Source organism: Pseudoalteromonas sp. NZS127_1, from assembly GCF_015864295.1.
In the GTDB taxonomy this organism is placed as follows: Bacteria; Pseudomonadota; Gammaproteobacteria; order Enterobacterales; family Alteromonadaceae; genus Pseudoalteromonas; species Pseudoalteromonas arctica.
This window is the reverse complement of the sequence record NZ_JADYXO010000014.1, coordinates 58,981-81,868: the sequence shown is the minus strand read 5'-3', so window position 1 is coordinate 81,868 and position 22,888 is coordinate 58,981. Positions and strand designations below refer to the sequence as shown.

The 22,888-nt window shown below is 40.1% G+C and carries 20 protein-coding genes; 12 read left to right on the top strand and 8 right to left on the bottom strand.

Annotation, left to right across the window (positions count from 1 at the left end):
• Positions 1–30 precede the first annotated feature (30 nt).
• Positions 31–414, bottom strand: coding sequence for an MAPEG family protein (locus I6F50_RS13395; RefSeq protein WP_024592624.1), 384 nt, complete (start codon positions 412–414; stop codon positions 31–33).
• 230 nt (positions 415–644) lie between these two features.
• On the opposite strand from I6F50_RS13395, the gene I6F50_RS13390 reads away from it, so the two are divergent.
• On the top strand, positions 645–1,532 hold the full coding sequence (locus I6F50_RS13390; RefSeq protein WP_197119572.1) for a DMT family transporter: 888 nt from the start codon (positions 645–647) through the stop codon (positions 1,530–1,532).
• Between the two features lie 67 nt (positions 1,533–1,599).
• Here I6F50_RS13390 and I6F50_RS13385 read toward each other — a convergent pair whose 3' ends face one another.
• The 4 genes from I6F50_RS13385 to I6F50_RS13370 all read right to left on the bottom strand — a co-directional run bounded on the left by I6F50_RS13385 (position 1,600) and on the right by I6F50_RS13370 (position 6,763).
• Positions 1,600–1,917: a multidrug efflux SMR transporter gene (locus I6F50_RS13385; RefSeq protein ID WP_165729335.1), complete on the bottom strand. Its 318-nt coding sequence runs from the start codon at positions 1,915–1,917 to the stop codon at positions 1,600–1,602.
• Positions 1,917–3,449, bottom strand: a complete 1,533-nt coding sequence (locus I6F50_RS13380; protein ID WP_010554553.1) for a bifunctional GNAT family N-acetyltransferase/carbon-nitrogen hydrolase family protein — start codon at positions 3,447–3,449, stop codon at positions 1,917–1,919. The genes I6F50_RS13385 and I6F50_RS13380 overlap by 1 nt, the downstream gene beginning before the upstream one ends.
• 99 nt (positions 3,450–3,548) lie before the next feature.
• The gene (locus I6F50_RS13375; RefSeq protein ID WP_197176474.1) at positions 3,549–4,397 is read right to left on the bottom strand and encodes an MBL fold metallo-hydrolase; all 849 of its coding nucleotides are present in this window, start codon (positions 4,395–4,397) and stop codon (positions 3,549–3,551) included.
• Positions 4,398–4,477: 80 nt separating this feature from the next.
• A complete protein-coding gene (locus I6F50_RS13370; protein ID WP_197176473.1) occupies positions 4,478–6,763 on the bottom strand; it encodes a penicillin acylase family protein in 2,286 nt (761 codons plus the stop codon).
• 156 nt (positions 6,764–6,919) lie between these two features.
• Between I6F50_RS13370 and ycaO the strand changes: the two genes are divergently transcribed.
• The 7 genes from ycaO to folX all read left to right on the top strand — a co-directional run bounded on the left by ycaO (position 6,920) and on the right by folX (position 15,608).
• On the top strand, positions 6,920–8,680 hold the full coding sequence (ycaO, locus tag I6F50_RS13365; RefSeq protein ID WP_024589636.1) for a 30S ribosomal protein S12 methylthiotransferase accessory factor YcaO: 1,761 nt from the start codon (positions 6,920–6,922) through the stop codon (positions 8,678–8,680).
• A 115-nt stretch (positions 8,681–8,795) separates the two neighbouring features.
• Entirely contained in the window at positions 8,796–12,158 is a 3,363-nt protein-coding gene (locus I6F50_RS13360; RefSeq protein WP_197176469.1) for an ATP-binding protein, read from the top strand.
• Between the two features lie 43 nt (positions 12,159–12,201).
• Positions 12,202–12,831: a YceH family protein gene (locus I6F50_RS13355; RefSeq protein WP_197119559.1), complete on the top strand. Its 630-nt coding sequence runs from the start codon at positions 12,202–12,204 to the stop codon at positions 12,829–12,831.
• Positions 12,832–12,899: 68 nt separating this feature from the next.
• Positions 12,900–13,730: an ammonia-dependent NAD(+) synthetase gene (nadE, locus tag I6F50_RS13350; RefSeq protein ID WP_165729340.1), complete on the top strand. Its 831-nt coding sequence runs from the start codon at positions 12,900–12,902 to the stop codon at positions 13,728–13,730.
• Between the two features lie 220 nt (positions 13,731–13,950).
• Positions 13,951–14,670 (top strand): dihydromonapterin reductase, encoded by a 720-nt coding sequence (gene folM / locus I6F50_RS13345; RefSeq protein ID WP_010554547.1) that lies wholly within the window; start codon positions 13,951–13,953, stop codon positions 14,668–14,670.
• A 22-nt stretch (positions 14,671–14,692) separates the two neighbouring features.
• Positions 14,693–15,247, top strand: coding sequence for a GTP cyclohydrolase I FolE (gene folE / locus I6F50_RS13340; RefSeq protein WP_002962341.1), 555 nt, complete (start codon positions 14,693–14,695; stop codon positions 15,245–15,247).
• Positions 15,248–15,251: 4 nt separating this feature from the next.
• Entirely contained in the window at positions 15,252–15,608 is a 357-nt protein-coding gene (gene folX, locus I6F50_RS13335; RefSeq protein ID WP_007377309.1) for a dihydroneopterin triphosphate 2'-epimerase, read from the top strand.
• Between the two features lie 17 nt (positions 15,609–15,625).
• Here the strand turns inward: folX and I6F50_RS13330 are convergent, their stop codons facing one another.
• Positions 15,626–16,060: a YqaA family protein gene (locus I6F50_RS13330; RefSeq protein ID WP_010554546.1), complete on the bottom strand. Its 435-nt coding sequence runs from the start codon at positions 16,058–16,060 to the stop codon at positions 15,626–15,628.
• 227 nt (positions 16,061–16,287) lie between these two features.
• A complete protein-coding gene (locus I6F50_RS13325) occupies positions 16,288–16,653 on the bottom strand; it encodes a DUF4870 domain-containing protein (protein WP_165729341.1) in 366 nt (121 codons plus the stop codon).
• 184 nt (positions 16,654–16,837) lie between these two features.
• On the opposite strand from I6F50_RS13325, the gene I6F50_RS13320 reads away from it, so the two are divergent.
• The 4 genes from I6F50_RS13320 to I6F50_RS13305 all read left to right on the top strand — a co-directional run bounded on the left by I6F50_RS13320 (position 16,838) and on the right by I6F50_RS13305 (position 20,570).
• A complete protein-coding gene (locus tag I6F50_RS13320) occupies positions 16,838–17,539 on the top strand; it encodes a spondin domain-containing protein (RefSeq protein ID WP_165729342.1) in 702 nt (233 codons plus the stop codon).
• Positions 17,540–17,549: 10 nt separating this feature from the next.
• Complete coding sequence (locus I6F50_RS13315) at positions 17,550–18,284, top strand: spondin domain-containing protein (RefSeq protein WP_024607274.1); 735 nt, start codon at positions 17,550–17,552, stop codon at positions 18,282–18,284.
• Positions 18,285–18,346: 62 nt separating this feature from the next.
• Positions 18,347–19,072, top strand: coding sequence for a response regulator transcription factor (locus I6F50_RS13310; RefSeq protein WP_007580488.1), 726 nt, complete (start codon positions 18,347–18,349; stop codon positions 19,070–19,072).
• Positions 19,073–19,082: 10 nt separating this feature from the next.
• The gene (locus I6F50_RS13305) at positions 19,083–20,570 is read left to right on the top strand and encodes a cell wall metabolism sensor histidine kinase WalK (RefSeq protein WP_010554544.1); all 1,488 of its coding nucleotides are present in this window, start codon (positions 19,083–19,085) and stop codon (positions 20,568–20,570) included.
• Between the two features lie 43 nt (positions 20,571–20,613).
• On the opposite strand, the gene I6F50_RS13300 is transcribed toward I6F50_RS13305, so the two are convergent.
• A complete protein-coding gene (locus I6F50_RS13300) occupies positions 20,614–22,788 on the bottom strand; it encodes a S9 family peptidase (RefSeq protein WP_197176467.1) in 2,175 nt (724 codons plus the stop codon).
• Positions 22,789–22,888: the final 100 nt, after the last annotated feature.

Below are 22,888 nucleotides of genomic sequence, written 5' to 3'. Positions count from 1 at the left end.
CTGCTTGCTTTGTGGTTTTACGCCATAAAGTTATAAGCTCACCACAATCATGGATATGGCTGTACCCAAACCAATAAACCACACTAATGAGCGAATTATATCTAGGTTCATATAGTAAAAAACGCAATACAAAATACGCGACACAATATGCGTAACCGCTAGCGTTTCGGTCACTGCACCTACAGAGTTAGTGCCCAGTACAACTGCAATAGCGACAGCAAAAACAGCGAGCGATTCAAAACAGTTTTGATGAGCAGCGAGCGCCCGAGCACCAAAGCCGGTTAATTTTTTTTGTTGCGCTCTTGGATGTTTATTGTCGTATCGACCTAATTTTGCCATTGCTATAGCAACCGGCACTTTTGCAAAGTAAGGCATTAATACCGCAAGTAATGCACATACAACTAATGTTGTCATAATTTATCCTTTTGATGTTTCGGATAATTTAGCATAAGCGCAATAAAAAAGCCGCCAGATACGTTTTATGACAAACGCTGGCGGCTAACAATAACATCAGGCTTACTATAGCTAAATATATCCTCAAACCCATGCGACATAATGTCGCAGATGATGAATATTCAACATCATAGTTAATGCATCGCTTTACTTCACAAAGCTTGTTAACTTTACTGCCTTACATTTTAACGATGACGACCATGACCTGGATATTTTTCACTTTTTTAGCCGCCTTCATGCAAGCATGGCGTAATGCCCTGCAAAGTAAATTAAGTAGTAATGTCAGTGTTGCTGGCGTAACCCTCTCCCGCTTTATTATTGCGGGGCCTATTGCGGCGGTGTATTTATATGGTTTGTATCAATATCAAGATACCGCCATGCCTACGTTTAATAATGCCTTTTGGGGATTTATTATTGGCGCAAGCGTTATGCAAATACTCGCCACTGGTTTAATGGTTAAGTTATTTAAAATGAATAACTACGCTGTAGGGGCTGGTCTTGCTAAAAGCGAGGCGTTAGTGGCTGCCATTTTAGGTGTATTATTTTTTGGCTCAGCACTTTCTTTACTTGGTTGGCTTGGTGTATTTTTTGGCGCTATTGCCGTATTGCTACTTAGTGGCATAACCAGTGTAAAAACCTTTAATGCTAAAACGGCTTTGTTGGGGCTTGCATGTGGTACTTGCTTTGCGCTTACATCACTGTGGGTACGTGAAGCGAGTTTAAATTCGGGGTTACTATTTCCACACTCTGCCGCTTGGGTTTTACTGTTTGTAATTAGTCTACAAACGCTAATATTACTTGGCTATTTATTATTAAAAGAGCCGCAAACACTCAGTAAACTGTGGCAATACAAAAGCACTACAGCCGCAATTAGTGTTTTTAGTTGTGTCGGTTCTATTGGCTGGTTTAGTGCAATGAGCTTACAGCACGTTGCTTACGTTAAAACACTTGGACAGGTTGAAGTGTTTTTTACCATGCTAATTGCCGTACTTTGGTTAAAACAGCCACTTAAAAAACAAGATACTGCAGGCTTAATACTCATCGCCATCGCCGCTGTTTTGGTCATGTTGCCAAGTTAAGAGCATAAAAAAGCGCAGGCTTTTATACCTGCGCTATTCATAATTAAGCGTTTATTTGAATTATTAATTAAGAGCTTATTTTTAGCGTTATCACACCACTAATAATCATCAGTACACCCGCAATACGACCAAATGTAGCGGCATCGTTATAAAACAATATACCCACTACAAACGTACCTGCAGCGCCAATACCGGTCCACACTGCGTATGACGTACCCATCGATATTTGCTTTTGGGCAAGCCACAACATAAAGCCACTAGCGACTAAAAAAGCCACCGCTATTGCAATACCCTGCCAGCGAGTATCTGAGTTTTGCGATATTTTTAAACCTATCGGCCAGCCAATTTCAAGTAAACCGGCAATAACCAAATAAATCCACGCCATTAAACATCTCTCTTTTTCAAAATGACCTCGTATAAATCTTCGCGGCGATCTTTTAAGTTACGCACTGTACCTTCGCTATGAAGAATTTTTAGTTTATCCATATCAAGGTCGCTAAATAACAGCATTTCTGTATTTGGCGTGGCTTCGTTAAGTGTTGCATCGTGCGGGAACGAAAAGTCCGATGGCGTTAACACTGCCGATTGTGAGTACTGCACATCAAGGCTTTCTACTTGTGGTAAATTACCTACCGAGCCTGCAATAACTACATAACATTCGTTCTCTATTGCGCGTGCTTGTGCACAGTGGCGTACACGTAAATAACTATTTTTAGTATCTGTCCAAAATGGTACAAACAAAATATCGAGCCCTTGCTTAGCTAATATGCGTGAAAGCTCAGGAAACTCTACGTCGTAACAAATTTGAATACCTACACGCCCGGCATCGGTTTCAAATACAGCAATTTTGTCGCCGCCTTGAATAACCCAATCGTTTTGCTCATGCGGGGTAATGTGTATTTTACGCTGCTCATCTATTTTACCGCTGCGGTGACATAAATAACTCACGTTATAAATTTTATCATCTTCGGCAAGCGGCATAGAGCCGGTAATAATATTGGCGTTGTATTCTATTGCCATACGCGACATCGCGTTTTTAAACGTTTCGGTATATTCGGCTAAATAACGAATCGCTTCCGTTTGGTTGCTTTGATTTCCTAAACCCATTAATGGCGCGTTAAAAAACTCAGGGAATAGTATAAAGTCACTTTTGTAGTCAGATACGGTATCTACAAAGTATTCAACCTGCTTTAGCATTTCTTCAACCGATTCAACACAACGCATTTGCCATTGCACAGCACCTACGCGCACAATTGATTTAGTTGACTCGAGTACCGTGTCGGTTGGTTCATACATAATGTTATTCCACTCAAGCAAAGTGGCGTAACCAACTGACTCTTGATCCTCCGGTAGGTACTTTTTAAGTAAACGCTTTACCTGAAAATCGTTAGATAACTGAAAGCTTAAAATAGGATCGTATAGCTCTCTCTGATCTACTTTTGCAATGTATTCCATTGGCGTCATTTCACTACTGTGATTGTAATAACGCGGAATACGACCACCCGCTAAAATAGCGCGTAGGTTATATTGGCGGCACAGTTCTTTACGGGCATCATAAAGGCGACGACCTAAGCGCATGCCTCTGTGAGTTTCGCTTATTGCTACATCTAAGCCGTATAGCGCATCGCCGTCGGTATCGCTAAATACACGGTCATGACCATCTGCAATGTCTTCGTAGGTATGCGGGTTTGAAAAACGTGTGTAATCAACTTGTACGCTCAGCGCTAAGCCCACCAGCACGCCGTCATCTACAATACCGATTTGCCCTTCAGGAAATTGGTCTATTAATCTAAAAATGGTATGACTTGGCCACGCACCACCTAAGTCGGGATACGCTTGATCCATCAAGGTTTTAATTTGCGGATATTGCTCTCTGGTTAAGTTACAAATTTCAAGATGGGTTTTTTCTGCCGACATACACAACTCCTTTAGGCATAAGAAAATAAAAGCCGAATGTACGCTCGATTAAATCAAGAATACACTCAGCTTTGTATCATGTTTTTTACTTTAGATGTACTACTTTAAACTGCGATAAAAGAGTGTGGTTACTTTCTCTTTTGGTAACCAGCCTGCGTATTCAAGACCAAGTTCTGCCAATGGATCGGCTTTAAGTACTTGCTCTAAGCTTGCATTATTTTGCATTGCTTTTAACATCACATCTTTCGCATTTTGAACTAGCTTACCATACGCTATCAGTCCTGAACGGTCACTTACCTTACCGTGTCCTGGTATTACTTTAGTGTTGTCGTCAATTTGTTTAACTACATCGTCTACTGCCGCTAAAATACCATCAACGCTACCGCCGCTATCTACATCAACAAACGGTAAGCTGCCAAAATTAAAGTAAATGTCGCCCATGTGCACTAAGTTGTCGTTACTAAAAAAGATAACTGAATCGCCATCGGTATGTGCATGTTCGTAATGCACTACATGGGCGTGTTCGTTATTAAAATGTAGTTTTAAATCGTGACCAAAACTAATGCGCGGTAAAAAGTCTGACCCTTCCCCGTGCTGCTCTTCTAGACGTTTGTGTACATTGTCGTGTGCTATAACGTGCGCACCCGCTTTAGCAAAGTTTTCGTTGCCACCAGTATGATCGCCATGATGATGCGTATTAATAACAAACTCTGCACTGCCTGGCTTTAAATCGCTAATAGTTTTTTTAATATCGTCTGATAGCTTAGCAAACTGATCATCAATAATATAAATGCCATCATCGCCTACACTCGCTGCAATATTACCGCCTTGCCCAAATAGTACGTATACATGCTCACTTAGCTTTTGCGCTGTTACTGGACCCTCGTCTGCTTGCGCTGCTGTACTTAGTAATAAACTTGTTATTAATGCGGGTAGTATTTTTTTCATTTTAGTTCTCTGCTGTTTTATTAGTAATTATATAGAACGTTTTTATCACTATTTAAGCTCACTCACTGATCACTTAAACGTTATTTAACAGGACTTATGACTATTTGATGTATAAGTGTTTGCGGCAATAAAGGTGTATGTTTACCTTCTACGTAATCACTAAACCCCGCTCTATAAAATTCAGATAACGGATGCCCCGATTGCCCACCCGGAATAGCTAAAATTGCATGTTCTAAATGCCCAGGTTGTGCAATAAAGCGCTGCGATGCACCAAAACTACGCCCTTGTACGGCGGGCATGTAGCTATCACCAAAACCCGCTGCTGTAGGCATATTTAATAACTTAGCAAGTAACGGCATTTGCTTTGCAAACGGGTGCTCTATCACTAACTCATTGACCTTGCCCCACTGCCAGCTTTGCACGTTATTGCCAAACTGCTCAGTAAGCTTAGTAATAGTTTGGTTAAATGCACCGTGTAATTGTGCATCCCAGCTCTTAAATTGTGGGTTTATCCACGTATCGGGTTTGTTGTTAATAAGCTGCCACACTGCGGGCTCTAAATCTCGTTTTACGTATTTAAGCGTGCCTTGCTGTTGATTTAATTGGCTTTCAATATTACTAAATAAAATATTAATCACTTCATCGCGGTAGCGCTTAACTAAGGTATACCCTATGGAGGTTGAACACGCACATTGCTGCCAATTTTCGAGCGCTGTTATATATTGCTGATTTTTAGTTTGATCGGCTTTTAATTGCTTTAATAGCAGAGCATGCCAAGGCATTAAAAAGCGAGCTTGATTATCGAGCTGTAGTGCGTAAAAATCACTCTCAGCAAATGTTTGTTTTTCAAATAATCTATCGCGAATTTGACTCGAACGTGCACCGAGAGCATAGCCACCATTGCCAAAACGAGCGTTATCCTCAGCCGATACCACGCGAGAGTTACCAGTCCATAATCGCCCACTTTTTGGGTTTTTAATAAACGGGCGTTGTAATTCATTTTGCTGCCAAAGCACTGAGTAGTCATCGGCATTTACGCCAAGTTCGCTAGGCGTTTTACGAGCCGGTATACCGCCCATGTTTTTCCACGCTGCGTTACCTTGGCTATCTACCACAATTAGGTTTTGCACAGGTATTCCTACATCGCTTGCTACAGCAAGTGCATCATCTACTGTTTTGGCTTGCTCTAACTTTAATAGTTGCATATTAACGGCGTAAGGCTGATGTGCAGCCCAGCTCAATGCATAAGGTTTTTCGTTAATGTATTTTACAGGTCCGTATTCGCTGAGTAGTAATGAATAGTTTTCAACCTCCCCATCGGGTAATGCAATAGGTTCATCTACTTGCCATGTTTTACTATCATCGTTTAATGCAATCCAATCGGCTGTATCTAAATAGCCGTTAGTAAACCCCCATGCAATATTATTGTTAGTGCCAACAACAATTGCCGGCGCTCCGGGCAGCGATACACCAGTTACCTGAGCAGGTTTTCCATTTTGTATATAATTTAGCTGGGCTCTGTACCAAATTGCAGGCACTGCCATCGATAAATGCATATCATCCGACACCATACCAGCGCCTGTTTTAGTCAACGCTCCTGTAACAGCCCAGTTATTACTGCCGCGCTCTTGGTTGGCTTCAATACTTTTAACTGTATGCTGTGTTTGAGTTGGCAAAGTAGGTATGCCGCCGCTATAAGGCGCTAATTTACTGCCATCAAGCGCGGCTTGGTACTTACTTGGTTGCGTTAAAAAATCAACCATTTGCTTTGTGTACGCTTGCTCAATTTGAATGAGTGCTTGGTCGCGTTCAAATGTGGCGCTTTGCAAATCAAGGTACATGCTAAATATCACAAGTAGGCTGTCTTCACTTTGCCATGGCTTTTGTGGTGCACCTGTTAGTAAATATTCAAAGCTTGAATACCCTACTTGCGCTAAACCTTCGTTTACACCTTGAGCGTAACTTTTAAGTAATTGCTTATCGGTCTCAGGCAGCGTTTGCAAAATAATTTGGCTGCGTTTACGTAATTGATGAAAACGCATCTTTTTATCGAGCCCCAACGCGGCTTCGCCAAATAACTCACTTAGCTCGCCTGCGGCATTACGTCTTAGTAAATCCATTTGAAAAAATCGGTCTTGCCCATGCGCATAACCTAAACCATAGGCAACGTCGTTTCGGCTATTTGCATTTATCACTGCTTGCCCTAGTGCATCGCGCGAAATTTTTACGGGCTCTACTACCGCGTTACTACGTCCGTTTCCATCAAGGGCAGGTAAACTTAAACTAAGTACACCATAAACAACGGCGGTACTTGCCAGCCCTAAAATCACAATTAATAATAACAAGCGTTTGATTACTTTAAACATCAACCTTTCCTTTGCACGTTTTGACCAAGCGTTAAGGACATATAATAACCACAGTTTTATTAAATAATAATGTTCTTGCTCGCAAAGGGTGAAATAAACATCAAAATCCACGATAATGTCAGCTCCACACATCGTGCAGAACTAGTTGAGATCAATATGACTGAAAAAACATTTATCAAAGGTAAAGACCGCGACCTAGAATCGTCAATCTCTACCATGCAAAACAAGCTTGAAGCCCTACACATTAATGTTGAAGAAGCGCTTTGGCTTAACCCTGTAGCTAACTGTTATTCGGTTCATATAAAAGACAGTGACTGCGGTGTTATGTTTACCAATGGTAAAGGCGCTACCGACAAAGCATCTATTGCCTCAGCACTCGGTGAATACTTTGAGCGTTTAAGCTGTAACTACTTTTTTGCAGACTTTTATCTAGGTGAAGAATTTGCCAATGGCGAGTTTACTCATTACCCAACCGAAAAATGGTTTAAAGTTGAAGGCGACGAAGTACCACAAGGTATTATGGATGAAAGCTTATGGGATTACTTTGACCCAGAGCGCGAACTTAACGCATCACATCTCTTTGATTTTAACTCAGGCAATATTGATCGTGGCATTTGTACCCTGCCCTACACTCGCCAACGCGATAACCAAGACGTATACATTCCGGTAAACGTTATCGGTAATATTTTTGTATCTAACGGTATGAGCGCAGGTAACACGAAGTTTGAAGCGCGCGTACAAGGTTTATCAGAAGTATTTGAGCGCGCGATTAAAAACCGCATCATCGCCGAAGGCATTTGTTTACCAATCGTGCCTGAAGACGTTGTTAAGCAATATCCTAAAATTCACGAAGCGTGTGAAGAGCTTCGCAGCCATGGCTTTCATTTACGTATTGCCGATGCATCACTTGGGGGGATTTACCCAGTAATGAGCGTAACGCTTATTAACCCAACAGATGGTTCTGTATTTGCCTCTTTTGGTGCTCACCCATCATTTGAAGTTGCACTTGAGCGTACAGTTACAGAGTTACTACAAGGTCGTCGTTTAGATCAACTAGATGTATTCCAACCTGCAACATTTGATAACGATGAAGTAGCAACACCAGAGAACATTGAACTGCACTTTATTGATTCAAGCGGTTTGATTTCGCATGATTTCTTCCGTGCAAAACCTGACTTTGAATTTGTACACTGGGACTTTAGCGGCACAACAGAGCAAGAATATAACTTCTGTACTGACCTGATTCACAGCATGGATCACGATATATACATCATGGATTATACGCACCTAAACGTATACGCATGTCGTATTTTAGTACCGGGCATGTCAGATATTTATCCAGTTGATGAGCTTATTTGGCGCAACAACAACGAAGGCGCAAAATTTCGCGAAGCATTCCTATCGCTTGATCAGTACGATGCAGAGCAATGGATGGAAATTTACGACAGCCTAGAAGAAGCAGGTCATAGCGATATTATCCGCGCCGCAGAATTTATTGGTTTAGCAACCGATGCCGACACACCATGGCACACACTGCGTATAGGTGAACTTAAAGCGCACCTATGTTTAGCCGCAGGCAGCGAAGAAGCCATTGATTGGGTTGACTGGATACTTCATACAGGCCAAGTAAACGAAGATGCAATGCGCCACTTCCGCTGTTTAAAAGCGATTCTTGAAATTAAATACGATGACGAGCGCGAATACGCTGATTACCAAGATGCATTAGGCTTAATGTTTGGTGCTAATAATGTAGCGCTGGCTATTGAAATTGCCGAAGGTAAAAAGCAGTTTAACGGTTTAACTTTTCCAGGTTTATCGCTTGAAGGCTTTAAAAAGCATGCAGCATTACTTGATGGTTACCGCAAGCTACACGTAGCAAAGCAAAATCATTGGGCACGTGAAGTTAGCGATTCGTAACTCGCTAAACTACTAATTATAAAAAATAAACGGCGCATTTGTTAATGCGCCGTTTTCATTTATGTCATAAATTAGCTATAGTTAATTTGCCTAAATTAACGCCACGATGTAGCTAATGCCACCGTCTAGTAATAACAAAAAAACGAATGTTCATAACTTTAAGCTGACCTTTTGGTTATCGCTTACGCTAACTGTACTAGTTGGTGTTGTTCTTGATCGTATTAACTATAATCGTGTAAAAGATGCTCACCGCCTACAAATTCTTTCAGAAGTAAGTACTTATAGAGCTCAACTCGAATCAACCTTAGTTTCTAATATTCAACTAGTACGGGGTTTAGGTGTTGCCGTTGCCGCAGAACCGGGTTTAGAACAAGAACGCTTTGAACAAATCGCAGCCCCTCTTTTTGATACATCAAATGAACTTCGTAATATTGGTGGCGCTCCCAATATGGTCATTCAAATGACCTATCCTTTAAAAGGGAACGAAAAAGCAATTGGCCTTAATTTTTTAGATAATAAAAATCAGCGTACTGATGCACTTAGAGCCCGCGATACCAACACAATTATTATGGCAGGACCGCTAACATTAGTTCAGGGGGGGGAAGCATTAATCGCCAGGGTTCCGGTGTATACCCCTCCTAATAATGAGTTTTGGGGGTTGTTGTCGGTTGTACTCGATATTGACAAAGTTTATATCAATTCTGGCGTTTATGAATTAGAAAAACAGTACAACGTTGCCATTCAAGGGCGTAATGGCTTAGGTAAAAAAGGCGAGTTTTTTTTCGGCAATCAAAATATTATTCAGCAAGATCCTCTTGAGTTCACTCTAAATTTTCAAGGCGGCAGCTGGCAGTTATATGTAGCGCCAAAAATCGGTTGGAGCCCTCCTATTTCATCAATATGGCCACTTCGGTTATCGATTATTATTATTTGCGGATTATTAATTTGGGCCTTTTTATTCTTTTTGAAAATGCTTAATCGTCAGCAACAAAACGAAAAAATGCTTGAAGCAATGAGTGATCTAGCTCAAATAGGCGCATGGTCATTTAACTTAGAAACTAAACAAGTGTATTGGTCTGACATGACCAAAAAACTATTTAAATACCCATTAAATAACCAACCAGAATGGCCTAAAGATTTAAACTACTTTAAAAAAGGCACTAGCCGAGAAACAATTAAACCTTTAATTGAACGAGCCATAAAATATGGTGAAAGCTACGAAGTTGAATTAGAAGTAATGGATGCAGAAGGTGAATCTGTTTGGGTACTCGTACATGGTGAAGCAGAACGAAAGAATGGACGATGCACACGCATTTTTGGCTCACTACAGAATATTGATACCCGTAAAAAAATTGAATTAGAAAGCAATAAAGTTGCACTGCACAATGAAATACTCGCATCGCTAACCGTTAATAAACTCATATTAAACGGACAACTAAGCCAATCTAAAGACGTAATCACACAATCGATTTGCCAAGCATTTGACGTTAAACGTGCCAGCATTTGGTTTTTTAATGAAGATAAGAGTCAACTAAATCCGTTTGCAGTTCACAGCAATCAATTATCAAGCGACACCGTAGACCCTATTTGGCTAAGAAGAAATGCTAAAGACTTTTTTAATACCATTGATCATCAAGCTGTATTTAATGCTCCAGATGCACTAAATCACCCGGTTTTAACGCCTCTAAAAGCACACTATTTAAACCCTTTAGAAATTCAAGCCATGTTATGCGTGGTTATCCCAGCCGGTAGTGGAGCTTTGGGTGTTGTATGCGCAGAGCAATGTCAGTCACCTAGAAATTGGTCTCGTAACGAAGAGAGCTTTTTAATTGCCGTCGCAGCACTTATTGGCAGTTTGTACTCAAGCCAAAAACGTATTGAAACTGAACAAAAGCTGGTTGCCGCCAAAGAAACTGCAGAACAAGCTGTTGAAGCTAAAAGTGAATTTTTAGCGAGTATGAGCCACGAAATTCGCACCCCAATGAATGGTGTTTTAGGCATGCTTAATATAATTAAGCAAACGCAACTAGACCTGCAGCAAAAGCATCATATCGAACTTGCTCAGTCATCAGCTCAATCTTTACTTAATATAATTAACGACATATTAGACTTTTCTAAAATTGAAGCAGGTAAGCTCGATATTGAAAACGTGCAATTTAACCTACCTCGGTTATTAGGAGAAGTGGTTGAATCGTTTGCTTTAAAAGTAGAGCAAAACAATACAAAACTTATTTTAGATGCCACTCAAATTACAGTTAGCGAAATAATTAGTGATCCGAACCGCTTACGCCAAATTTTGAATAACTTAATTGGCAACGCCGTTAAATTTACTATTGATGGTGAAGTAGTTATTACCGCCAAAGTGGATGAAACAACGGATGGCTCGTTCCTACAATGTTCGATTATTGATACTGGCATTGGTATTGACCCTAAAAAACAAGCGTCGTTATTTGATTCGTTTACACAAGCAGATACCTCAACTACACGCCAGTTTGGGGGCACAGGGCTTGGCCTTGCCATAGTAAAACAACTGTGTGAGCTGATGAACGGTGAAGTAAGTGTAAACAGCATGCAAGGTGAAGGAAGTACATTTTCTTTCACAATACAAATACAGCCTCGCTTAAGTAAAGAACAAGATTTACCGAGTCATTTAATTAAAAACAAACATATTTTAATTATTGATGAGTGCTCGTTAAATGCAAATACAGCCAGCAAACAACTCACGGTATGGGGTGCAAAGGTTAATTGCATACATGACTATCTTGAGGTTGATGATTATTTAAATAATGTAACCACCCACCCTGAAGCTATTTTAGTTGATTACTACTTTTTTGAAAAAGCGCCGCAAACGCATATAACTGGGCTTAAAAACTTTATAAATATGCATAGTTGCAAGTTAGTTCTTATGGCGCCAATGAGTTATTCACCTGAGGAGTCTAAAGTAGGTATGGAAGTCGACTGTATGATTTTCAAACCACTCACACCTTCTGATTTGTTTGACTCACTCACTAACGATAAATACATTGAACAACAGCAGCAACAAGCACAACTACAAAATAAACTAACTAAAGCACCAGTACTCGATTCATCAGAACCACAACTACTGCTCGTTGAAGACAATAAAATAAACCAAGTAGTTGCCTCGGCGCTATTAAAGCAAGCAGGTGTGACTTTTGATATTGCTGAAAATGGGCTTGAGGCAATTGTAAAACTCAATGCAAAACAAGGTAAGCCATATAAGCTAGTTTTAATGGATTGCCAAATGCCTGAAATGGATGGCTACCAAGCTACTAAAGCCATTAGAGAAGGCGATGCAGGTAAGGGTAATGAAAATATTACTATTATTGCACTTACAGCCAATGCCATGCAGGGCGATAAAGAAAGATGCCTAGCAGCAGGCATGAACGATTATTTAAGTAAGCCGCTCGATTTAGCCGCCCTAAAACCTAAACTCCAGCAATGGCTTGGTATCCAATAAAGGTGTAAGCTAATAAAATACGCTTACTAATTTGAGATTATTTATGCAGTTATCAGCAAATCAACAACGTATTCTTGGTTGCTTACTAGAAAAACAAAGCACAACGCCAGAACATTATCCGCTATCGTTAAACGCTCTAGTGAACGCATGTAATCAAAAGTCTAATCGCGATCCTGTGTTAAATCTTACAGATAGTGACGTGCAAAACGCACTTGATGAACTAATAGACATGCGTTTGGTAACTATAGATGAAGGGCTTACTGGTCGCGTAAATAAATACGACCACCGCTTTTGCAACACTGAGTTTAGTAATCTGCAATTTTCTGCTCAGCAACGTGCCATTGTTTGTTTATTACTTTTACGTGGTGCCCAAACTCCAGGTGAATTAAGAACTCGCAGTGCTAGGCTTGCTGATTTTAATAACGTAAATGAAGTAGAAACAGCGCTCAATAAACTGATTGAAAGCGATTACGCCCGTAAATTAGAACGAGAAGCAGGTAAACGCGACAGCCGATACATTCATTTATTTGGCGAACAACAAAATAATCCCGCCGATGCCTTTGTTGCTCTACCAAGCGAAGTAATTAAAGATAAAGAATTAAGTGATTTACTGGCAGAAGTGGAAGAATTAAAAGTAGAGCTTCGCAAAATAAAAGCTCATTTAAAACTTTAATTAATTAAGACTAAATCACATAATAAGTTTATTGCGTATCACATATTAAATTTTATAAGGAGCTGGCAATGCGCGCCGAAATTATGGCTGAAATGAAGGTTAAGCCAACTATTGATGTAAATGCTGAGATAACTCGCCGGGTTGCTTTTATTAAAGCACGTTTAGTAGCAGCTCACTCACGATCACTAATATTGGGTATTAGTGGTGGTGTTGACTCATCAACTTGCGGCCGCTTATGTCAACTTGCCGTAAACGAGCTAAATAAAGAACACGATACTGACAAATACCAATTTATTGCTGTGCGCTTACCTTATGGCGTACAAGCCGATGAAGACGAAGCGCAAATGGCGGTTGATTTTATCCAGCCAAGTAAACGTATGACCGTAAACGTACAACCTGCGGCTGATGCATTGCATGAGCAAGCGATAGCTGCTGTAGTTGGCTGTGGTGAAGCACTGCCTGAGCAAGCTCAGATAGATTTTGTTAAAGGTAATGTTAAAGCACGCCAACGTATGGTTGCTCAGTACGAAATTGCAGGCTTTTGCCAAGGCTTAGTAGTGGGTACCGACCATAGTGCTGAAAATATTACTGGTTTTTATACTAAATTTGGTGACGGCGCGTGCGATTTAGCTCCGCTATTTGGTTTATCAAAACGCCAAGTGCGTGCACTTGCTACTGCGCTCGGTGCCCCAGCTTTATTAGTAGAAAAAGCACCTACAGCTGATTTAGAAAGCGATCGCCCAGGCTTAACCGATGAAGAAGCACTTGGTTTGAGCTATGAGCAAATTGATGACTTTTTAGAAGGTAAATCTGTTTCTAAAGACGTTGAACAAAAGCTTGTAAGTATTTACATGCGTACACAACATAAGCGCCAACCAATTCCGACAATTTACGATTAATGTTTTAGTAAAATAAAGCAATTAACGCCTTTGAGGATTAATTGCTTTTTTGATCGACAGATTAAGAAACTGCGTATATTTTAGTAAATTAACGCTTTAAATTTTATAAACCAATTGCGTTAAATTAGTGATCTATTATAGCCCTAAGAAAATAGCGATAGATCGATCATGTTTTAACAATATTGGTATAAGTTACCCGCCAAAGAGAACACTGCCTTATATGACATCGCCCATCTTAATTACCGGCGCAGGCCAACGTATTGGTTTAGCGCTCGCTCAGCATTATATAGCCCAAGGGCAGGCTGTTATTATTACGTATCGTACTCGCCACAACGCTGTTGATAAATTAGAGCAACTAGGCGCTGTATGTATTTATGCCGATTTTAGTACCGATGACGGTATAAGTGCATTTATAAATACGCTTAAAGAGCATACAACATCGCTGCGCGCTGTTGTTCACAATGCATCAAGCTGGGACTGCGAAGCTAACAATCCTGACTTTGCAGTACTGTTCGATAATATGATGCGTATACACGCCAAAACACCGTATTTAATTAATTTAATGTGCGCTGAGCTGCTTATAAACTATCAGCAAAGTGAAAAAGTACCTGCTGATATAATTCACCTTACTGATTATGTAGTTGAAACAGGCAGCCCTAAACACTTAGCTTATGCAGCAAGTAAAGCAGCTCTCGATAACTTAACTAAATCGTTTAGCGCTAAATATGCGCCAAACATAAAAGTGAACTCGGTTGCTCCATCACTCATTATTTTTAATGAACATGACGATGAGCAATATCGAGCTAAAACCCTTAAAAAATCATTAATGGGCATTGAACCCGGATGCCAAGAAATTATCAATAGCATTGATTTACTATTACAAAGCCACTACATCACAGGGCGCTCTTTGCCTGTTGATGGCGGCCGTCATTTAAAGTAAATATAAATAAACTGAGATATTTATGCACAATGAATTAAAAGAAAGTTACGAAAAAATCATCACCGCAGTAGGCGAAGATGCTAACCGCGAAGGCTTACTTGATACGCCAAAACGTGCTGCAAAAGCAATGGAATATTTAACGCAAGGGTATCGTCAAACGCTTGATGAAATAACTAATAAAGCGGTATTTACATCTGACGCTGACGACATGGTGTTAGTGCAAGACATAGAGCTTTACTCTATGTGTGAGCATCATTTACTACCTTTTATTGGCCGTTGCCATATTGCTTATATTCCAAACGGTAAAGTATTGGGCTTGTCTAAATTTGCACGTATTGTTGATATGTTTTCACGCCGCTTTCAAATTCAAGAACAGCTAACGCATCAAATCGCTAAAGCAGTTGAAGAAGTTACTGGCGCTAAAGGTGTGGGCGTTATTGTTGAAGCAAAACACATGTGTATGATGATGCGTGGTGTAGAAAAGCAAAATTCAAGCATGCGTACATCAGTAATGTTAGGTAACTTTAGAAGCGACCCTAAAACACGCAACGAATTTTTGCAGCTTATAAAAGGTTAACCCTATGGCTAATGCAATTATTAACGTTACTAATTTGCGCCTGCGTACGTTTATTGGCTTTAACCCCGATGAGCGTGAAAAAAAGCAAGATGTAGTGATCAACCTAGAGATTCACTACCCTGCTGATGACGCGTGTAAAACGGATGAAGTTGACCAAGCACTTAATTATAAAGTGATCACCAAAGAAGTAATTAGCTTAGTAGAGCAAGGCCACTTTTTACTGCTCGAAAAATTAGTGGCTGAAATTCTTGCGGTTTGTCACTCACACCCAAGTGTTCATTACGCTAAAGCACGTGTTGATAAACCGCATGCACTGCGTTTTGCCGACTCGGTGTCGTTAACGCTTGATTGGGCTAAATAAGGCCTTAAAAAATTTATTTAAAAAAGCTTTTCGAATCCTACGGCAAGGGCGATAACCGCTAAATAGCGCGCGCCTTTGCCTAGTGTTACTAGTAATAAAAACATACTAAAGCGTACTTTAAATATCCCCCCAATTACAGTTAGCGGATCGCCTACTACTGGCAGCCAAGCAAACAACAAACTATACACACCGTATTTATTAAATTGCTTTTGTGCGCTATCAAGCCCTTTTTGCGATACAGGAAACCATTTTTTATCTTTAAAACGCAGTACCTGCGTGCCTAACCAGTAATTAACGCAGCTTCCCAATACATTTCCAAGTGTTGCTACGCACCACATAAGCCATAAATTAACTTTACCTTGGGCAATCATCCCCACCATTATCACCTCAGAAGAGCTAGGCAGTAATGTGGCAGATATAAATGCGCTAATAAATAACGTGAGATAAAGCATAATGCCCTTATGGCTAAACGTAAAAACCCAGCCTATAGCTGGGTTTATAATACCAATTTTATTAAAAACATGATCATTCTAGCGTATTAAATAACTCACTAACGACGTTAAAAATTATTTATATAGAACAACTATGTATCATAATTTTAGCCTTGTTATTGAGCTATTTTCTTATCGCTATAATAGATCACTAATTTAATGCAATTGGTATAAAAATAACTGAGGTTTTATTTTATCAAATTTAAACTAAACGGGTAATTAAACTCTTTACCTTCGTTAGCTTTAATACTCGCCATTACAACCATTACAAACCCAAAAATTGCCACTATAGGTAGTAATATTAAGCCTACTGCTACAAACATCAGTAAAAAACAAACTACATATGCAATTGCCATCGTTATTTGAAAGTTAAGCGCCTTTTTACCGTGCACGTCAACAACTGGCATCTCATCTTTTTTAATTAACCACACAATTAATGGCCCAATTATTGAGCCAAACGGCACAATAAATCCGGCAAGCGCACTCAAATGGCATAACATAGCCCACATACGGTCATCTTTGTTAACTGGTTCAACCTGTTGATTTTCTTCCATAACACTCTCCTTTTTGTTTTATGTATGTTGCCTCTTAACTAAACAAATGTCTACAAATCAACCAACGTATTTGTATTTAAAAATCACAGCGTGAAATCTTGTGATAAAAAAGTGATAAGTTTGTGAGAGTTTCTGGAGACGATTATTCAATACTTAACTCGAATCATCACTTACAGGAATAATAATGAAAACTTCTACATTAACAATTGCAATTCTTTTAGCGGCAGCTAGCCAATCGACTATGGCCGCAGAATTAGACCTAAAAGTTACTAACCTAACCAAGGGTATTCACTTCACTCCACTGTTAATTACAGCACACAACAGCGAAGACACACTATTTGAAGTAGCAACAGAGGCATCTACAGCATTACAAACAATGGCTGAAGGCGGCAATATTGCAGAGCTAGTTGCACAAGCAACTGCAGCGGGCAGTGATATGGCTGCAAATCCAGCTGAAGGTTTACTTGCACCAGCCGCATCTACAACGGCAACACTAACAACTACTGACGGTAACGAGTACCTATCTTTAACTGCAATGATGCTACCAACTAATGATGGCTTTGTAGGCTTAAACAGCTGGAAAATCCCAACAGAAGCGGGTACTTACACAATTAATTTAAATGCTTACGATGCAGGCACAGAACAAAACAATGAGCTTGTAGTTGAAGGCTCTGGCGCTCCAGGTACTCCGGGGATTCCTGCGGCTCCAGGTGGCGACGCTGGCACTGGCGGTACAGGTATATTAAGTGGTGATACAAATACAAGCATCCATATTCACCCAGGTAGCTTAGGCGATGACGATTTAGAAGCGGGTAATAGCGATTTAAGTAATACAGTACACAGATGGTTAAACCCAGTAGCGCAATTAACCGTTACAGTTAAGTAGGAGCATGATTATGTCATCTGCTAACAACCTTAAAAAAAGTCTACTAGTGCTTGCACTTGCAACCACACTTGCAGCGTGTAGCGATAATGATAACGACCCAGTTGTTGAAGAGCCGGTCGTTGTTGAGCCAATTGTTGTAGAACCTGTGATCAGTGAGTTTACTATTACTTTTAGTAACTTAACTGCAGGACAGCCTTTGTCACCACTCTCTGTCATTGCTTTTGAAGATGAAGCACCTTGGACATTCGGTACAACAGCTTCTGTTGGTTTAGAAATGCTTGCAGAAAGCGGTGCAAATGAAGAATACCTCAGCTACGAAAGTGCACTTGCTGCAGTTTCAGCTGAAGGCGCTATTGGCCCTGGTGAAACCACCACAGTAATCATTACTGTTGAAGAGCAAGAAACGCTTAATTTGTCATTTGCTGCCATGCTTGGGAATACAAATGATGCTTTTACCGGTCTTAGTTCTTTAGATGTATCAACATTAGAAGTTGGCGGCTCGTTATCACGCACTACGACAGCTTATGATGCGGGTACGGAAGCAAATACAGAAACAGCTGAAACTGTGCCAGGTCCTGCCGCTAGCGGTGAAGGGTTTAACGAAATACGTGACGATACAGCCGATATAATAACGATGCATCCAGGCATTGTTTCAAATCAAGATGGATTATCTACATCAGCACTTGGTGTTGAACATAAGTTTGATAACCCAGTATCGAAAATAGTAATTACGCGCACGCAGTAACGTTCCAGCTTGTAATGGGGAAGTAAGGGAGCACGGATGCCCCCCTTTTTACGAGGTAATACATGCGTCACGAAAAAATATTAGTAGTAGAAGATGACAGAGAAATAGGTAAGTTAATTACCACGCAGCTAACGTCGCTTAACTTACATGTTGATCATGTTGTGAGCGCAGAACTTGCCTTAAAAAAAATAGCTAAGCATCCCTACGGACTTATTTTACTCGATATAAACTTACCCCAAATGGATGGTTTAAGCTTATGCCGAAAAATAAAAGAGCATTACCCAACTACCTCCGTAATTTTACTCACCGCGCTTAGTAGCGATATGGACAGAGTTATTGGCCTTGAAATGGGCGCCGATGATTATATTTGTAAACCCTTTTTTGCACGCGAATTACAAGCCAGAGTAAAAACCCAATTACGCCACAGAGCACAACTACTCGCTAGCCAAAATAACGACAACTCCCCCGTTGATAGCGAACAAACACTAAATGTAGGCTCACTCAATATAGAATTTAGTTCGCACCAAGTGTATTTAGGCAAGCAAGCCCTTAACCTTACCGCCACCGAATTTGATTTACTCGTTTACTTTGCACGCCATCCTAATCATGTTTTTAGCCGCCAGCAGTTACTCGATAAAGTATGGGGTTACCAACACAGTGGTTACGAGCACACGGTTAATTCACATATAAACCGCTTACGTGCCAAGCTAGAAGAACACCAACAAGCGCCTATCATCGAAACAGTTTGGGGTGTTGGTTACAAACTAAACCCTAGCCAACTCAATTAAGACACCTATTATGAAATTATCTTTGTATCAAAAATTAGCTATATCGCTAGTCGTGATTTTTTGTTTTATTTGCGCCCTAGTTTACGGCTGGAGCAAGCAATTAGAACTGACTTCAAAACACCACGCCGAACAAAATCTGCACTTAGCGTTAGCGGAACATTTAGTACAAGATAACCCATTAATAAAAGAAGGTGTTTACGACTATAAAGCGCTTGAAAACCTCTTCCATACCTTAATGTTATTAGGTCCTGCGTTTGAATTTTATTTTGTAGACGAAACCGGAAAAATTCTTACTTACTCAGCAAAGCCGGGTAAAGTTAAACGCACGCATATTAGTTTAACGCCTTTAAAAAGGCTGATTAACGACCCAAGCGCTGCTCCTATTTATGGTGACAATCCTCGTAATAAAGAGCAACAAAAAATATTTTCAGCCGCGCCAGTATTTAATCAAGATAAGCTACAAGGCTATTTATATGTAATTATTGGTGGTGAGGCTTACGATACCTCCCTAAGCACTGTAAAAAATAATGATAAGTTATGGCTAGCTGCTTTATGGCTTGGCTCTGCACTAGCATTTTTATTTATTGCGATGCTAATTTTGCTACGTTTTTTTACCAACCCAATTCAGCGCTTAGCACGCGATGTTAGTAATATTGAAGCCGCTAACTACAGCCTTACCGACACCAAGCTAAGTAACTATTCAACGCAAAAAAGTAACGAAGTGCATAGTTTAGGTCGAAGTATTCAAGCCATGTTAACGCGTATTAATGAGCAGTTTAAAGCGCTTGAACAAGGCGATAAACAACGCAAAGAGTTACTAACTCACTTATCGCACGACCTACGTACACCACTTGCCTCCTTGCAAGGGTTTTTAGAGGTATTAAATCAATCGGGCGAGCAGTTAAGTAAACAAGAGCAGCAAGAATACTTACAGGTATCGCTTAATAATTGCGGGCAATTAAAGCTACTCATAGAGCAAATATTTGAGCTTGCTCACTTAGAAAATGGCGAAATAAGTATAAATAAAGAAACCTTTAATTTAGGTGAGCTCATTTACGATTGCATGGCAAAATTTAGTTTAGCCGTTGATAAAAAAGGCATTAGCTTGTCGGTAGAACCTGCAATTTGTGATTTCCCGGTGGTTGCCGATATAGCTAAATTAGAGCGCGTGTTAAGTAACTTAATTGATAATGCAATTAGGCATACCCCTCGCGGCGGCAGCATTGCAGTGCATGTAAAACGCAGTGACGATAATCAACTCTTTGTACATGTATCAGACACGGGCGTAGGCATAAAAGAAGATGAGCTGAATGCTATTTTTGATCCGCACTACCAAGCAAGTAACTCCAATAAAGAAGGTCGTCAGCAAGGTGGGTTAGGACTGGCTATTTGTAGGGGATTATTAAAACTGATGGATAGTGAAATTTACGTACAAAGTGAAATTGGTAAAGGCACGATGTTTAGCTTTAATTTGCCACAAAAAAAGGTGCTTTCTTAAAAAGCACCTTACATTTTTTATTTATTTTAAATATATAAATTAATTACTTTTTAATACCCGCTAAATCAAGCATAAATGCATAGTTTAGCGCGGTATCTTCTAAGCGTTTAAAGCGACCCGATGCGCCGCCGTGCCCTGCTTCCATATCTATTTTAAACAGTAACTTATTGTCATCTGTTTTGTAGTCACGCAACTTAGCAACCCATTTTGCAGGCTCAAAGTATTGAACTTGTGAGTCGTGCAAACCAGTCGTTACCAGCATATTAGGGTACGCTTGCTTAGATACTTGGTCGTATGGCGAGTAAGACAGCATGTAATCGTAATACGCTTTTTCGTTAGGGTTACCCCATTCGCCATATTCATTTGTTGTAAGCGGAATACTCGCATCAAGCATGGTTGTGACTACATCCACAAACGGTACCGCAGCAACCATACCTTTATAAAGCTCAGGCGCTTGGTTTGCTACTGCGCCCATTAATAAGCCACCAGCACTGCCACCTAACGCAAATATTTCATCTTTTGCGCCATACTTTTGAGAAACCAATGCTTTGGTTACGTCAACAAAGTCATTAAACGTATTCTTTTTAGTGAGTAACTTGCCGTCTTCGTACCAAGGACGACCTAGCATTTGCGAGCCACGTACATGGGCAATTGCAAATACAAAGCCACGGTCTAACAAGCTCAAACGTGAGCTTGAGAACGTTGGATCCATTGTCGCGCCATAAGAGCCATAACCATATTGCAGTAGCGGGTTAGTGCCATCTTTTTTAAACGCATCTTTTCGATAAACTAAGCTTACCGGTACTTTTATGCCATCGCGTGCGGTTACAAAAATACGCTCTGAAGCGTAATTATCAGCATCAAAATCACCTAATACAACCTGTTGCTTAAGAAGCGTTTTATCGCCAGTCGCTAAATCTACATCGTACGACGAGCTTGGAGTGGTCATGCTTGTGTAGTAAACACGTAACGTGCTGCTATTTATATCGTTATTGCCATAAGTACCAATTGTATAAGCGCTATCGTTAAAGCTCAGTGGTAACTCTTTACCCGTTTTTAAATCACGCGCAATCAACTTTGATTGGCCCATTTCACGTTCTTGGTAAACTAAGTAGTCATTAAATAAATCAATGCCTTCGAGTTTAATATCATCGCGCGCTGGGATCACACTTTGCCAATTAGCTTTGTCGCCTGCTTTATCAATATCAACTTTCATCAGCTGAAAATTTACAGCATCTAAGTTAGTTACAATATAATAAATATTCCCTAGTTTAGAGATTTCATATTCAAGCCCTGCTTCGCGCTCAATTAAACGCTTAGGCATTGCCTTAGCATCATCAGCACTTAATACCGATACGCCTGATGCCGCTGTGCTGCTGTGCCAAATATAAATCTCTGACTCATCTTTACTCTTACTCATACCCATGTAATAGCTGGTATCAGTTTCTTCGTAAATTAGCTCGTCATCAGCTTGTGGTGTACCTAATGTATGACGATACACTTGATAGCCTAACAAGGTTTGTAAATCTTTTTTAATGTAGTAAACCGTTTTATTATCGTTCGCCCACACAATGCCACCGTTAGTGCCTTCAAGTGTGTCTTCGAGTAATTTACCGGTAGTTAAATCTTTTATTTTTACGCTATAAATACGACGGCTAACAGTATCTTCGCCATAAGCCATTAAATTGCCATTCGGGCTTACATCTAAACCACTTACTGCATAATAATCGTGATCTTTAGCAAGCTCATTTACATCTAAAATAACTTGCTGATCGGTACCTGCAAAATCGCTGCTGCGTAAGTAAGTAATGTACTCGTTATCGCCACGTGTTTGTGTTGAGTAAAAATAATCACCGTTTTTAACTGGGACTGAATCGTCGTCTTTTTGAATACGCCCTTTTAGCTCTTCAAACAACTCACTTTGCAGCGCTTTAGTATGTGCAAGCATGGCATCAGTGTATGTATTTTCAGCTTCTAAATAGTTAATTACCTCTGGCGCTTTTCGTTCGTCATCACGTAGCCAGTAGTAGTCATCTATACGTGTATCACCATGAATAGTCATTTCGTGCGGCACTTTTTTAGCAACCGGCGCAATAGCTTGTGCAACTTGAGTTGTTTTAACTTGCGTATTATTTTTTTGAGTGTCTTCAGGGGCTTGATTACAGCCACTTAAAATAGCGAGCGATAGTGCAGCAAGTGCAAATGGGGTACGTTTCATCAGTCAAAGTCCTTGTTGTATTTTTATTTTTTATTAAGTAGTTAAATATACCTATAAATAGCCTTTATTGTGATTTAGTTTGTGAAGCTATGTAAAAAGG

Bases quoted from the DNA above. Each gene is read 5' to 3' on its own strand.
- I6F50_RS13315 (WP_024607274.1), top strand. From the start codon at position 17,550: ATGTCATCTGCTAACAACCTTAAAAAAAGTCTACTAGTGCTTGCACTT.
- I6F50_RS13390 (WP_197119572.1), top strand. From the start codon at position 645: ATGACGACCATGACCTGGATATTTTTCACTTTTTTAGCCGCCTTCATG.
- I6F50_RS13380 (WP_010554553.1), bottom strand. From the start codon at position 3,449: ATGTCGGCAGAAAAAACCCATCTTGAAATTTGTAACTTAACCAGAGAG.
- I6F50_RS13395 (WP_024592624.1), bottom strand. From the start codon at position 414: ATGACAACATTAGTTGTATGTGCATTACTTGCGGTATTAATGCCTTAC.
- I6F50_RS13385 (WP_165729335.1), bottom strand. From the start codon at position 1,917: ATGGCGTGGATTTATTTGGTTATTGCCGGTTTACTTGAAATTGGCTGG.
- ycaO (WP_024589636.1), top strand. From the start codon at position 6,920: ATGACTGAAAAAACATTTATCAAAGGTAAAGACCGCGACCTAGAATCG.
- I6F50_RS13360 (WP_197176469.1), top strand. From the start codon at position 8,796: ATGCCACCGTCTAGTAATAACAAAAAAACGAATGTTCATAACTTTAAG.
- folX (WP_007377309.1), top strand. From the start codon at position 15,252: ATGGCTAATGCAATTATTAACGTTACTAATTTGCGCCTGCGTACGTTT.
- I6F50_RS13330 (WP_010554546.1), bottom strand. From the start codon at position 16,060: ATGCTTTATCTCACGTTATTTATTAGCGCATTTATATCTGCCACATTA.
- I6F50_RS13305 (WP_010554544.1), top strand. From the start codon at position 19,083: ATGAAATTATCTTTGTATCAAAAATTAGCTATATCGCTAGTCGTGATT.
- I6F50_RS13370 (WP_197176473.1), bottom strand. From the start codon at position 6,763: ATGTTTAAAGTAATCAAACGCTTGTTATTATTAATTGTGATTTTAGGG.
- I6F50_RS13320 (WP_165729342.1), top strand. From the start codon at position 16,838: ATGAAAACTTCTACATTAACAATTGCAATTCTTTTAGCGGCAGCTAGC.
- nadE (WP_165729340.1), top strand. From the start codon at position 12,900: ATGCGCGCCGAAATTATGGCTGAAATGAAGGTTAAGCCAACTATTGAT.
- I6F50_RS13300 (WP_197176467.1), bottom strand. From the start codon at position 22,788: ATGAAACGTACCCCATTTGCACTTGCTGCACTATCGCTCGCTATTTTA.
- folM (WP_010554547.1), top strand. From the start codon at position 13,951: ATGACATCGCCCATCTTAATTACCGGCGCAGGCCAACGTATTGGTTTA.
- folE (WP_002962341.1), top strand. From the start codon at position 14,693: ATGCACAATGAATTAAAAGAAAGTTACGAAAAAATCATCACCGCAGTA.
- I6F50_RS13355 (WP_197119559.1), top strand. From the start codon at position 12,202: ATGCAGTTATCAGCAAATCAACAACGTATTCTTGGTTGCTTACTAGAA.
- I6F50_RS13325 (WP_165729341.1), bottom strand. From the start codon at position 16,653: ATGGAAGAAAATCAACAGGTTGAACCAGTTAACAAAGATGACCGTATG.
- I6F50_RS13375 (WP_197176474.1), bottom strand. From the start codon at position 4,397: ATGAAAAAAATACTACCCGCATTAATAACAAGTTTATTACTAAGTACA.
- I6F50_RS13310 (WP_007580488.1), top strand. From the start codon at position 18,347: ATGCGTCACGAAAAAATATTAGTAGTAGAAGATGACAGAGAAATAGGT.